The 12382-nt window shown below is 69.0% G+C and carries 11 protein-coding genes and 2 tRNA genes; 2 read left to right on the plus strand and 11 right to left on the minus strand.

The window, feature by feature from the left end; translation table 11 throughout:
• Nucleotides 1–10 precede the first annotated feature (10 nt).
• The 4 genes from AC1DHX_RS08115 to AC1DHX_RS08130 form a co-directional block, all read right to left on the minus strand.
• Nucleotides 11–955 carry a DUF2797 domain-containing protein gene (locus tag AC1DHX_RS08115; protein WP_476859389.1) on the minus strand — a complete coding sequence of 315 codons (945 nt, stop codon included), beginning with the start codon at nucleotides 953–955 and terminating at the stop codon, nucleotides 11–13.
• Between the two features lie 25 nt (nucleotides 956–980).
• Nucleotides 981–1844: an HpcH/HpaI aldolase/citrate lyase family protein gene (locus AC1DHX_RS08120; RefSeq protein ID WP_223913776.1), complete on the minus strand. Its 864-nt coding sequence runs from the start codon at nucleotides 1842–1844 to the stop codon at nucleotides 981–983.
• 163 nt (nucleotides 1845–2007) lie between these two features.
• Nucleotides 2008–3003: an aldo/keto reductase gene (locus tag AC1DHX_RS08125; protein WP_476859388.1), complete on the minus strand. Its 996-nt coding sequence runs from the start codon at nucleotides 3001–3003 to the stop codon at nucleotides 2008–2010.
• Nucleotides 3000–4706, minus strand: a complete 1707-nt coding sequence (locus AC1DHX_RS08130) for a glycoside hydrolase family 13 protein (protein WP_476859387.1) — start codon at nucleotides 4704–4706, stop codon at nucleotides 3000–3002. The genes AC1DHX_RS08125 and AC1DHX_RS08130 overlap by 4 nt, the downstream gene beginning before the upstream one ends.
• Nucleotides 4707–4809: 103 nt before the next feature.
• Between AC1DHX_RS08130 and AC1DHX_RS08135 the strand changes: the two genes are divergently transcribed.
• Nucleotides 4810–5988: an ROK family transcriptional regulator gene (locus tag AC1DHX_RS08135; RefSeq protein WP_476859386.1), complete on the plus strand. Its 1179-nt coding sequence runs from the start codon at nucleotides 4810–4812 to the stop codon at nucleotides 5986–5988.
• Nucleotides 5989–6003: 15 nt separating this feature from the next.
• Here the strand turns inward: AC1DHX_RS08135 and AC1DHX_RS08140 are convergent, their stop codons facing one another.
• From AC1DHX_RS08140 to AC1DHX_RS08160, 5 genes are all read right to left on the minus strand, one after another.
• A complete protein-coding gene (locus AC1DHX_RS08140) occupies nucleotides 6004–7575 on the minus strand; it encodes a Na+/H+ antiporter (protein WP_476859385.1) in 1572 nt (523 codons plus the stop codon).
• Between the two features lie 85 nt (nucleotides 7576–7660).
• Nucleotides 7661–8320, minus strand: coding sequence for an NAD(P)H-binding protein (locus AC1DHX_RS08145; RefSeq protein ID WP_476859384.1), 660 nt, complete (start codon nucleotides 8318–8320; stop codon nucleotides 7661–7663).
• Nucleotides 8317–9117, minus strand: coding sequence for a membrane protein insertase YidC (gene yidC, locus AC1DHX_RS08150; RefSeq protein ID WP_476859383.1), 801 nt, complete (start codon nucleotides 9115–9117; stop codon nucleotides 8317–8319). Before yidC ends, AC1DHX_RS08145 begins: the two co-directional genes overlap by 4 nt.
• Nucleotides 9118–9263: 146 nt before the next feature.
• Nucleotides 9264–10667 carry a sensor histidine kinase gene (locus AC1DHX_RS08155; RefSeq protein WP_476859382.1) on the minus strand — a complete coding sequence of 468 codons (1404 nt, stop codon included), beginning with the start codon at nucleotides 10665–10667 and terminating at the stop codon, nucleotides 9264–9266.
• Entirely contained in the window at nucleotides 10664–11347 is a 684-nt protein-coding gene (locus tag AC1DHX_RS08160) for a response regulator transcription factor (RefSeq protein WP_476859381.1), read from the minus strand. Before AC1DHX_RS08160 ends, AC1DHX_RS08155 begins: the two co-directional genes overlap by 4 nt.
• 132 nt (nucleotides 11348–11479) lie before the next feature.
• On the opposite strand from AC1DHX_RS08160, the gene AC1DHX_RS08165 reads away from it, so the two are divergent.
• Nucleotides 11480–11887 carry a hypothetical protein gene (locus AC1DHX_RS08165; protein WP_476859380.1) on the plus strand — a complete coding sequence of 136 codons (408 nt, stop codon included), beginning with the start codon at nucleotides 11480–11482 and terminating at the stop codon, nucleotides 11885–11887.
• Nucleotides 11888–11942: 55 nt separating this feature from the next.
• On the opposite strand, the gene AC1DHX_RS08170 is transcribed toward AC1DHX_RS08165, so the two are convergent.
• Both AC1DHX_RS08170 and AC1DHX_RS08175 read right to left on the minus strand, forming a co-directional pair.
• Nucleotides 11943–12016, minus strand: a tRNA-Met gene (locus tag AC1DHX_RS08170).
• 62 nt (nucleotides 12017–12078) lie between these two features.
• Nucleotides 12079–12150 (minus strand) — tRNA-Thr (locus AC1DHX_RS08175).
• Nucleotides 12151–12382: the final 232 nt, after the last annotated feature.

Genomic DNA, 12382 nt, shown 5'->3' on the forward strand with positions numbered 1-12382 from the left:
AATTCCAGCGTCAGAACAAGGCTTCCTGCACGGCCGGGACATCCGAGCCGTGGTCACCGAGTTCGATCACCCGGGCCTTGAGCTGGCCCAGGTTCACCACGAATTCCAGTCCGCTGCCATCCAGCGCCGCGAGGGCAATGCTGCCGCTCAGCGCGTCGATCCGGAACCCATGCGCTCCGGCCGCCAGGTCGTGCGGATAAGCATGCCGGGCGGCCGGGGCGCAGGCCTTCGCGGAGAGTTCCGGCCGGTCCCACCGCTCATCCACCACCGCGAAGCCCTCCCCGCCGGCACCGGCAATCAGGGTCCGGGCCTCCCCTGCCAGCCGTCCGTTCAGGGCGTCGAGGTCGACGGCGGCTTCCGGGGCGAGCAGCGCAGCGGCCTTGGCGGCAGCGCGGACCTGCTGCGGCAGCCCGGCCTCGCGCGTGATCATGTCTTCAAGGAGGCGGACCACGCGGCCGTCCTCGGCACGGGCGACGTACCGGGCGACGACGGCGCCCTGCTCGGCGAGCCGGTTCCATTTGCGCCGGTGGGACGCGGTGCCGACCTTGCTGGCCCCGTTGGCGAAGGTGGCGACGTAGAGCCAGTGCGGCTGCATCAGGTACGCGCGCAGGCCCGGCGGGACCCGGCCGCCGCGGTGGAAGTCATGGATCAGCCGGAATTCATCCAGGACGAAGCACCGCCCGCACTGGCTGCCCCTGGCGGCGGGAGCCCGGTCCGGGCACAGGACGTGGTCCCGGTCGGCGGGTCCGTGCACCAAGTGATGCCCAAGGCACTGTTTCCCCGCGGCGGCGAGCCGGAAACCGAGGCGGGTGCCGGCGTCGAGCGTCACTGCGGTGAGGGCGCCGCCAGGGTCCTGCAGGCGCATCGCCGGCGGCCTGCCGCCGGACGCTGCGGCGGGCCCGGGCGCCGGACCATCCCAAAAGACCCCGTGCACCAGATAGCGGGTATCGGTCACGGGGTCTCCTCGAGTGGTGTGGCGGCTACAGGGCCGGCTGCACGCCAAAGGCTACCGCGAGCTTCATGATCTTCTCGGCCCGGCCCAGGCGCGGCAGGTCGGAGCCGTCCCGGATGACGCGGCCGTTGGCTTCGAAGTCGGCCATGAAGTCGGTGGCCCAGGCGACGTCGGACGGCGTGGGGCTGATGACCTCGTTGATGACCGGGGTCTGGTCGATTGCGAGGCAGAGCTTCCCAGTCATCCCCATCATCACCGTGATGCCGGTCTGTTCGCGCAGGATCGGGTGGTTCGTGCCGACGGTGGGGCCGTCGATGGGGCCGGGGAGGTTGCCCACGCGGCTGGCCACAACGAGCTTGGCGCGGGGGTAGGCCATGGCTTCCGCGGTGGCCGCCATGCCGGTGTCGCGGCGGAAGTCGCCCGAGCCGAAGGCCAGGCGGAAGGCGCCCTGGGCCTTGGCGATGTTGTTGGCTTCCTCGATGCCGACGGCGGACTCGACCAGGGGGATCACCGGGGTCTTGCCGTCCATCCGGTGGAAGCTCTCCGTGACCTGGTCGGCCGATTCGGTTTTGGCCAGCATGATGCCCAGCAGGCCGGGGGTGCCGCGCAGGCCGGCGAGGTCGTCGGCCCAGAACGGGCTGGTGGCGTCGTTGATCCGGACCCACGCGCTGCCGCCGGCGGTCAGCCAGTTCACGACGTTGGCGCGGGCGGCGTCCTTCTGCGAGGGGTCCACCGCGTCTTCGATGTCGAGGATGATCGCATCGGCCCGGGAGACGGCGGACTGGTCGAAGAGATCGGTCTTCATCGCGTTAACCAGCAGCCAGGAGCGGGCGATGTCGGCCGGGATGTTGCGTTGGGGCCGAAGTGATTCGGCGGTGGTGGTAGAGGTCATGCATCTACGCTAGTCGCCCGGGGGCACTTGCCGCTAAGCGATCCGGCCCTCAGCGGCGACCATTACGACCAAAATCACGTCCACACCCAGCTGGCCGGCAGCAGAAGCCGTTTTCGGGCTCCCAACGGCCTCGGCTGCCGGCCAGTTGGGTGGGACGGACAGGCTAGGGGATGTTGCTTCCCCGGGCCGCGACCCAGAGCCCGTACCACTCGGCGCGGGTCATCGCCGCGGCGGCCTCGGCGGCTCCGGCGCAGGCGAGGATCCGGTCCGGGTTCGCGGTGCCGATCACGGGCGCAATCCCTGCAGGGTGCCTCATGAGCCAGCCGAGCACGATCGCTTCCCCCGTGGTCCCCTTCTCGGCGGCCAGGGCGGCCACGAGGGAGGTGGCGGCCTCCTCGGCCGGCGTCCGAGCGGCCGCCGGCGCCCCGGTGTAGAGGCCGCGGGCCAGCGACCCGTATGCCTGCAGACGGATGCCGTTCCGGACGCAGTGCTCGACGGTCCCGTGCGGGAAGCTGTAGTCCGTGCCCTCGGCATGGTTGACGAGCACTGTGCTTTCCAGCCACGCCCGTTTCAGCAGGCTCATTTCGAGCTGGTTGCCCACCACGGGAACCTCGAGCCGGTCCTGCAGCATCTCGATCTGCGGGCCCGACATGTTGGACACGCCCACGGCCCGCACCTTGCCTTCGGCCATGAGCTGCCCGACGGCGGAGGCCACCTCCGCCGGATCCATCAGGGGATCCGGGCGGTGCAGCATGAGCACGTCGACGTAGTCCGTCCGGAGCCGGGCCAGGCTTTCGTTGACCCGCTCCAGGATGCCGTCCCGGCTGAGGTCGTAGTAGGCCTCCAGGCCCTGCTCGTTGAGCCGGATGCCGCACTTGGTCTGCAGCCGGATTTTCTCCCGCAGCCCGGCGGTGCGGGCCAGGACCTCGCCGAAGACGGCTTCGGCCTTGCCGTTGGTGTAGATGTCCGCGTGGTCGAACAGTGTGATGCCCGCGTTCAGGGCGGCTTCGACGGCCGCGGCCGCCTCGTCCACGTGCGCGGACGAGTACGGCTCGGCCGACCAGTCGCCGCCCAGGCCCATGCAGCCGTAGACGAGTTCCTGGGGAAGGTTCCCGGCGCCGGCGGGCGTGCCGGGCGAAGCCTGCGGTGCGGGGCTCACCGCAGCCAGACGGTGGTGTTGGCCGGCAGCTGCCCGCCATCCAGCGGGCCGCTGCTGACCAGCACCTCGCCGGCCGGCAGGTCAACCGGCGCGTCGCCGAAGTTGGTCACCGTCTGCCAGCCGCCGGGACGGCTGAAGCGCAGGACGTCGGCGCTGCCGGATTCCTGCCACTGCAGTTCCTCCGAGGTCTGCAGTTCGCGGCGCAGCTTCAGGGCCGTGCGGTAGAGCTCGAGGGTGGACCCTTCCACGCCGTCCTGGGCTGCCACCGCGTAGCGGCTGAACCAGGCCGGCTGCGGCAGGTGTGCCCCGCCGGCGCCAAAGCCGAACGAGGTGCCCTCCGGGGCCCAGGGCAGGGGCACGCGGCAGCCGTCGCGGCCAATCTCCACGCCCTTGTTCCGGAAGAAGGTGGGGTCCTGGCGCTCGGCGTCGGGGATCTCCGTGACTTCCTGCAGGCCCAGTTCCTCGCCCTGGTACAGGTAGGCCGATCCCGGCAGGGCCAGCATCAGCAAGGTCGCGGCGCGGGCCCGGCGCAGGCCGAGTTCGACGTCGAGCTCCTCGACGGGGGCGCCGGCCAGCAGCCAGCCCTTGCCGTCCTGGCCCTGGGCGTGCTTGCCGCCGCCCTGGGGCAGGCCGTAGCGGGTGGCGTGGCGGACGACGTCGTGGTTGGAGAAAACCCAGGTGGAGGAGGCCCCGGACTCGGTGGCCTCGGCGAGGTTCCGGGCGATGATTTCGCGGAACTCGCCTGCGGCGAAGTCGGCCTGCAGGAGGTCGAAGTTGAACGCCTGGCCCAGGCCCTCCGGGCTGGCGTAACGGGCGCGGCGGGTGGCGTGCACCCAAGCCTCGGCGACGGCGGTGCGCGGCGGGTTGTACTCGTTGAACACCTCGCGCCATTCGGCGTAGATCTCGTGGACTTCATCGCGGTCCCAGAACGGGTGCGAGCCGTCCGGGAAGCCGTCCGTTCCGGTGTTGGCGGCACTGAGCTCCACTTTGGAGATCAGCGGCTCGGTGAGGTCCTTGGTCAGCGCGTGGGCGACGTCGACGCGGAAGCCGTCCACGCCGCGGTCGGACCAGAAGCGGAGCGTCTTGAGGAAGTCGTCGCGGATTTCCCGGCTGGCCCAGTTCAGGTCCGGCTGTTCCTTGGCGAAGATGTGCATGTACCACTGCCCGGGCGTGCCGTCGGGCTCGGTGATGCGCTCCCAGGCGGGGCCGCCGAAGACGGATTCCCAGTCCGACGGCGCGAGTTCGCCGTTTTCGCCGAGGCCGTCGCGGAAGATGTAGCGCTCGCGGGCGGCGGAGCCGCGCGGGGAGGCCAGGGCCTCCTGGAACCACTCGTGCCGGTTCGAGGAGTGGTTGGGGACGATGTCGGCGATGAGCTTGATGCCGGCGGCGTGCAGCGCGGCGGACATCTCGTCGAAGTCCGCCAGGGTGCCGAGCTTGGGGTCCACGTCGCGGTAGTCGTCGACGTCGTAGCCTCCGTCGGCGAGCGCCGAGGGGTAGAACGGGGAGAGCCAGACGGCGTCGATCCCGAGTTCCTTCAGGTACGGGACCTTGGCGGTGATGCCCTTGATGTCGCCCAGGCCGTCACCGTTGGAGTCCGAAAAGCTCCGTGGGTAGATCTGGTACACCGATGCCTGGCGCCACCAGTTGGGGTCGGCGGCGAGATCGGAACCGGACAGGGTTGCCAGCGTGGCGGTGTTGGTCAAAGGAGATTCCTTCGGGTCTGGGAGGGCTTCTGGTAATTTAGATACAAGCTAAATATATTGCCTGAACAATTATGGGTCCGGGGACAGAAGAGGTCAAGAAGTGATGCCGCACGCAGCCGCCGCCACGCCGCAGCTGCTGCGCCGCGTCAACGCCCAGGCAGTGCTGCGCCACATCCGCGGCGCCGATGTGGCCACCGGAACCGAGCTGATGGCCCTGACCGGGCTGACACGGGCCTCGGTGATTGCCGTCTGCGAGGACCTGATCGGCCGGGGCTGGATAGTGGAGCAGGACCAGCCGGCAGACCCTGCCAGTCCGCGGAAGGGCCGGCCGGCCCGGCGCTTTGCCTTCAACCGGGAAGCGGGTTTCGTGCTGGGTCTGGACATTGGTGCCGCGACCACCACCGCCGCCGTGGCCGACCTCCGCGGCACGGTGATCGGCCGTTCCAGCGGGAGCTTCCGCGCGGCGGACATCCCCGCGCAGGAGCGGATCGGCGTCGTCGATCTCGCCTGCCGCGAGGCGCTGGAAGCGGCGGGAGCTGACCCGGGCAGGGTCCTGGCCGTCGGCGCCGGGATCGCAGCGCCGGTGGACCGCGACGGCAACGTTCTGGTGACGCAGCGGTTTTGGAGCCTGTTCGACGTCGGGCTCCGCTCCGCGCTGAAGGAGCTGCACGGTTGGACCGTGCTCCTGGAGAACGACGCCAACCTGGCTGCGCTCGGTGAGCGCTGGCGCGGGTCCGGCGTGGGCGTGGATGATCTGGTGGTGCTCCTGGCCGGCGAACGCCTCGGCGCCGGCGTGATGGAATCCGGCCGCCTGCTCCACGGCCGCGGCGGGGCCGCCGGCGAGATGGGCTATCTGGACATGGTGGAGGGTGTTGGCTCCAGCGACGGCATCGCCGCCCTGGTGCGGCAGTGGTCGGCGGCCGGCGGCGGGCCCTCCGCGGGCGGCCCTGCCAGTGCGCCGCCCGTCTTCGCGGACGCGGCCGCGGGAGACCCGGCGGCCCTGGCCATCCTGGACCGGATTTCGGAGCGCATGGCCCGGGTCATCGCCTCGATCGCGAGCCTGATCAACCCCGAGCAGGTGGTGATCGGCGGCGCCGTCGCCGAGTCCGCCGGGGCGCTCCTGCCCGGCATCACAGCGCTGCTTCCCCGCTTCACCGCGACTCCCCCGCGGGTGACAGTCTCACCCCTGGGCGACGCGATCGTCACGGCGGGCGCGGTCCGGCACGCCCTGGACTACGTCGAGGCGAATGCCTTGGAGCTGGCCCTCCCCGCGCGGGGCTGACCCGGATCCGTTGCCTTAGTCCGGCATGATCATGGTGCGCAGGTCCAGCTGCCGCAGCACCCGGTCCGCGACTTCCGGGTCCATGCCCGGCTCGTTACGGGCCGCTACGACTTCCCGGCGGGCCGCATCGAGGGCGATCGTCTGCACCGCGATCGCCAGTTCCCGGCCGCGCTTGCGCTGCTCCCCCGCGCTTTCATTCCGCAGGCTCCCGTCCAGCAGCTCGGCGTGCAGCCGGGTCATTTTCTCCTTCACGAGCGCCATCTTATCCGCCGGCAGCTCCTTCATGAGCTCGTTGTCCTTCAGGGCCGCGATCGCTGCCTGTTGCGCCCGGCTTGCCAACACGCGGGCGGCGTCGCGTTCTTCGGAACCGTCCTCGGACGCCTTCAGGACCCGCATGAGCCACGGCAGCGTCAGCCCGGGCAGCACCAGGGTGGCCAGCAGCACAGCGCAGGCGATCACCAGCAGCTCGCTGCGGGCCGGGAACGGCGTGCCGTCCGCAACGGTTAGCGGAAGAGCCAGGGCCAGCGCCAAGGTGGCCAGGCCGCGCATGCCGCACCACGTGAGTATCAGCACGTCCTTGGCCGAAGTAGGGCGCAGAACATCCTTCCTCGCCCGGGAGAGGCCGGACATCATGGCCAGCCAGGCGAAGCGTGCGGCGAACACCAGGACGCACACCACCGCGGCCGTCCCGACCATGCCGAAAACGCCGCTGCCTTCGTCGTGGATGACTTGCCGTACTTCCAGCCCCACCAGACCGAACGCCAGGCCGGTGACCAGCAGTTCCACGACGTCCCAGAACGCGGTGCGGGTGACCCTCTCCGCGGCCTCCCCGGGCCGGGAGTGGCGCTGCATTTCCAGCGCGGTGACGACGACGGCGATCACCCCGGAGGCGTGCACCTCCTCGGCCAAGATGTAGGCGGCAAACGGCACCACCAGGGTGACGGCGCTCCGGGCCACCATGGAGGTCACCAGGCGGGTGATCAGGCTCGTGAGCCAGCCCATGCCGATCCCCACAACCACCGCGATCGCAGCTCCCAGGACAAACTGGAGGACAACGTCCGAGGCGATCTTGGTGCCGGCGACGGCCGCGGCCACGGCCGCCTGGAAGATGACGATGGCGGCGGCGTCGTTGAACAGGCCCTCGCTCTGGAGCACGTTGATGAGCCGCCGCGGCATGTGGACCCGGCTGGCGATGGAGTCCACGGCCACGGGATCGGGCGGGGCCACCATGGCGCCCAGGGCGATCGCGGCCGGTATGCCGATACCCGGGATCATGAGCCAGGCCGCGCCCGCGACCACCGCCGTCGAGACCACCACGAGCGCGACGGCAAGCATCAGCAACGTGCGCCAGCGGACCCGGAAAACAGCCCACGAACTGCGCTGCGCGGTCGCGAAGAGCAGCGGGGGCAGGAAAATGGGCAGGATCAGCTCGGGCGGGATCTGGATCTCCGGGAAGCCGGGGATGAACGTCAGGGCAACGGCCAGGATCAGCATCAGCACCGGGTAGGGCAGCCGCAGCTTCTCTCCGAGACCGACAGCGCCCACCGTAGCCAGCAGAAGTCCAACGATGAGTGCCAACTGATCCATGTGCCCGCTTTCCCCGGAGGCGGGCCGGGGCATCCCGGGTGGATGCGCGGACCGCCCCCACCACCCTATCGGGAAGAGTCCTGGGCTAGCCCAACGTTTCCAGCGCTGCCGCGAGCGGGAGCGTGCCGTCCCGGAACTCGATGGTGCGCCCGATCGTGGCCGGCAGCCCGAGGACCGCCGCCGCCACCAGGGCGACGTTCGCCCGGGCGGTTTCGGTGCCGTCGGACGTGTCGGCGGGGTCGACGTCGATCATCCCGTTGCCGGGTCCCGCGGTCAGCGTTCCGGGGCCCAGGACGGTCCAGTCAAGGCCTGAACCGCGCAGGTACTCATCCGCCGCGGCCTTGGCTTCGGCATAGGCGAAGAAGCCGTTGTCCGCGGGGACTCCGTGGTCCGGCCCGGCCCCGAAATAGGACACCATGACGTACCTGCTGACGCCGGCTTCCGCCGCGGCGTCCATGGAACGGATCGCGGCGTCGCGGTCCACGGCGTAGGTCCGTTCGGGGCTGCCGCCGCCGGCTCCGGCCGACCACACCAGGGCGTCGTGTCCGCGGAGGGCTCCGGCGATCTGCGCCGTCGTCGCGTGCTCCACATCCAGCAGCGCCGGTGTGGCGCCGGTGTCCGTGACGTCGGCCGCATGGTCCGGGTTGCGGATAAAGGAGGTCACCCCGTGCCCTTCCTCCGCGAGGATCCTGGACAGTTCCAAAGCCACCTTGCCGTGGCCGCCGATAATTGCGATGCGCGTCATGGTCCCATTCTGTCCCACCGGACAGCGAACTGCTGCCCCATGGTCCACAAGTTGGTGGTGGTCCAGTAGATCAGGACGCCGATGGGGAACAAGATCCCGCCCACACCGAAGACGACCGGCAGGCTGTACAGCAGCACCTTTTGCGGGCCCATGAACGGAGGCGCCACGGCCTCGCCGGACAAGCTCCTGGCCATGATCTGCCGCTGCGTGATGAGCTGCGAGGCCGTCATGGCCAGGATCATCGCAATGGTGAGGATCCACACCGAGAGCTGACTGCCGCCGACGCCGTGCAGCAGCGAGGCCGAGAGCGGGGCGCCGAAAATCGTGGACTCGTCGAACTGCGCGACCTGTTCGGGGCTCATGGCCCCGATGGCTTCGCCCTGGCCGGCCGCGGCGCTGATGCCGGACAGCATCTGGAACAGCGCGAAGAAGAAGGGCATCTGGATCAGCAGTGGCAGGCAGGCGGAGAACGGGTTGGTGCCGTGCGCCTTGTAGAGGGCCATCTGTTCCTGCGCCATGGCCTGGCGGGAGAGCGGATCGGTCTTGCCTTTGTATTTGTCCTGGAGCTTCTTCAGGTCCGGCTGCAACCGCCTCATGCGCTGCTGGACGTTGACCTGTTTGAGGAACACCGGGATCAGGGCGGCGCGGATCACCAGCACGAGCCCGATGATGGACAGCGTCCACGTCCAGCCGCTGGCCGCCGGCATGCCGATGGCGCTGAGTCCGTCATGGAAGCCCGCCATCATGGCTGAGACCAGCCATTTGAACGGGGCCATGATGGTGCCAAGAAGGTCCACTGATATCCCCAACCGTCAGATGCTGCAAAGCTACGGCGAAACGTCCCGCTTGTCACGGGCTCGCGTGGTTGGAGGGCACACCGCTGACCAGGAGACGATTCAGCCGGTGTCCGGGCGTGCCCGCGCTGCGCTGATGGCGTTGATTTTTAGGCTGATCTGAATTGCACGCAGGCGTCCAGGCCGGTGGTGCCCGGTGCCGGCCCGGGGGCCCTGGGCCTGAGTGTTGCTTCTGCCCCGCTGGCCCGGGCCAGTTGGTGCACGATGGACAAACCGAGGCCGCTGCCCTCGCCGCCCTGGGTGCCGCGCCAGAAACGGCCAAATGCCCGTTCGCAGTCTTCCGGGGAAAGCCCGGGGCCCTCGTCCAGGATGTGCAGTTCGATGGTGCCTGGCTGTTCACCGTGGGAGACCACGAGCTGGATCAGTGACCCCGGCGGGGCGACGGCGAGGGCGTTGTCGATCAGGTTGTCGATGATTTGCTCGGCGGCCCCGGGCAGGACCAGGATGTCCGCCGCCGGCGGGCCGTCCAGGCTCAGGCGCACACCGGTCTCCTCGGCGAGGGCCTCCCATTGTTCCTTGCGGGCCTTCGCTGCCTCGACGAGGTCGGTGGTGACCGGCACGGCCGGGCTGCCTTCGGCCTTGCTGAGCAACAGCAGCCCGTCGATGATGAGCTGCAGCCGGTACGTCTCCTCCAGCGAGGCGGCCACCATGGTCCGGCCCGCTTCCGGGTCGGCGGGGATCGTGTCGTGGGCGTTCTCGAGCCTGAGCCGCAGCCCCGTCAGCGGGGTGCGGAGCTGGTGGGAGGCGTCGGAAGCGAAGCCGCGTTGTTGCTCGAGCAGGTGTTTCATCCGGTCCGCCATGCGGTTGAAGGAACCCGCGAGGGCTTTGATCTCGGGGGCGCCCCCTTCGTCGGTTCGGGTGTCCAGGTTTCCGTCGGCGAGCAGTTCCGTGGCGTCCCGCAGCCGCTGGAGTCTCCGGGTCACGGCGCCGGCCATGACGTAGGCCAGGATGCCGGCGAGCAGTACCGTGGTTCCGGCGACGGTCCAGATGGTACGCAGCTGGCCGTTCACCTGTTCGGCCACGACCGACGCCGGATACGTCAGCCGGACGACTCCGGAAATTTTCTCACCGCTGAGGACGGGAACGGCGACGTAGAGCAGGTCCAGGCCCAGTGTCTGGGAATACCGTTGGCCCGCGTTGATCTGACCGGTCAGCGCGGAGGCGATCTCGGGCCGCGAACTGTAGGGCGATCCGGTGGCCGCCTGATCGTCGTCCGAGGTCGCCACGGCCGTCCCGACGGCGTCGACGATCACCACACGGGCCCCGCCCGCCTCCCCGTACCGGCGCACGTCGGCCGTGACTTCCGGAGGCAGTGGACCGCCGGCTTTCAATGCTTCGCCGGCCCGGCCGGCCAGGAGAAAAGCGTCGCGTTCAAGGGACGTGGTGAGGCGCTCCCGTTCCACACGGACCAGATAGTTTCCCAGCGGAATGTCCTGGACCAGGACCACCAGCAAGGTGATGAGCATGAAGGCGCCGATCAGCCGCCATCTCATCCAGGCACCCCGAGCCTGAACCCGACGCCGCGGACGGCCTCGATCCAGCGGGGGTCACCGAGCTTTTTGCGGATTCCGGCAATGTGGGCATCCACGGTCTTCGTGGTGCCGTACCAGTCGCCGTCCCAGACCGCTCGCAGGATTTCCCGGCGCTCGAACACCGCGCCGGGGTCGGCGGCCAGGAAATACAGGAGTTCGAACTCCTTGGCCGTCAGATAAACCTCGGCTCCGTCCAGGAGCACGCGGCGCGAGCGCTGGTCAATACTCAGGCCGCCGATGTTCCTGCTGAGCTCCGTCCCGGGCCGGCCATCCGGGAGCCGTTCTTCGGAGCGGCGCGCCACCGCCCGGATTCTCGCGATGAGTTCCCGCATCCCGAACGGCTTGACCAGATAGTCATCGGCGCCCAGTTCCAGCGCCAGGACCCGGTCAATCTCTTCATCCCGGGCACTGACCACGATGATCGGAATCGAGGTCAGCGCCCGAATGGCGCGGCACACATCGGTGCCGTCCATGTCCGGCAGCCCCAGGTCCAGAAGGACAAAATCGGGACTGGACGCGCGGACCACCTCCAGGGCCTGGCCGCCAGTTCCGACGTGGCTGGCCCCGAAGCCGGCCCGGCCCAGTCCGTCAAGGACTCCGGTGGCAACTGATTCGTCATCCTCCACTACCAGGATCTGCATACCTGATTATGTTCCTGCCTGCCGCGAATTCTGCCGCAATCCGCGTGAGTTGGCTGATCGGGGGCGCAAACTTGGACAACTCTTGGATTTCCCCAAGACCCGTCCTTTCCCACGGATTCCTAGGGTGGAGACATGAAAACTAAAACAGTCCTCGTCCTCACGGCAGCCGGTGTCCTGCTCACCGGATCCGCGGCCCTTGCAGTCAACGCCCAGACCTTGAACGGCTCACCGGCCGGAACAACGAACTCCGCCAATACCGTCCTCCTGCCGCAAAACGCCACCACCGCCGCTTCCGGCTCCCCCACATCCACGGGCAGCACGTCCGGAACCGAGGACCGCAGCCCGGCCTCCTCGCCGAGTCCCTCCGCCACCGAGGACGAGGTCCCCGCCCCAGCACCTGCCGGCTCCAGCGAACCGGGCGAGGACCGGACCGCGGTTCCCGCCCCGGCACCTGCCGGCTCCAGCGAACCGGGCGACGACCACGGCGGACACGGCGAAAACGAGCCCGGCGACGACAAGCACAAGGGAAGCGATGACTGACAGTGGGAAGACAGAAAAACCCCCGGAATCTCAATGATTCCGGGGGTTTTGTCTGTAGCGGTGGGGAGGCTCGATCTCCCGACCTCACGATTATGAGTCGTGCGCTCTAACCAACTGAGCTACACCGCCGTAAATGAGGAAAACCTGCGCTAAGCCGGTCAAAAACCGCCTTGACACAGGCCCTCATTCAGAGCCCCCCACCGGAATCGATCCGGTGACCTCGTTCTTACCAAGAACGCGCTCTACCACTGAGCTAGGGGGGCAACGAGTAAATACTCTACCGGAAGATTCGCCCACCAACAAATCGGCGGCCGTACGACGCCGGACCGGCCGGAAACAGCGGAAATCCGGGCTCCCGGCGCGGTTTTGGGGGCCCGGATCGGCTCCCGGGACCAATCGGCGGCCGCGGCTGTGACGAAGCGAACACGGGGCCGGAATGCTTAAACAAGAACGGACCGGCTCAGGGAGCCGGCCCGTTCTCAGATGGTGCTAGTG

It is taken from the genome of Arthrobacter sp. 05N33_2, assembly GCF_056397425.1.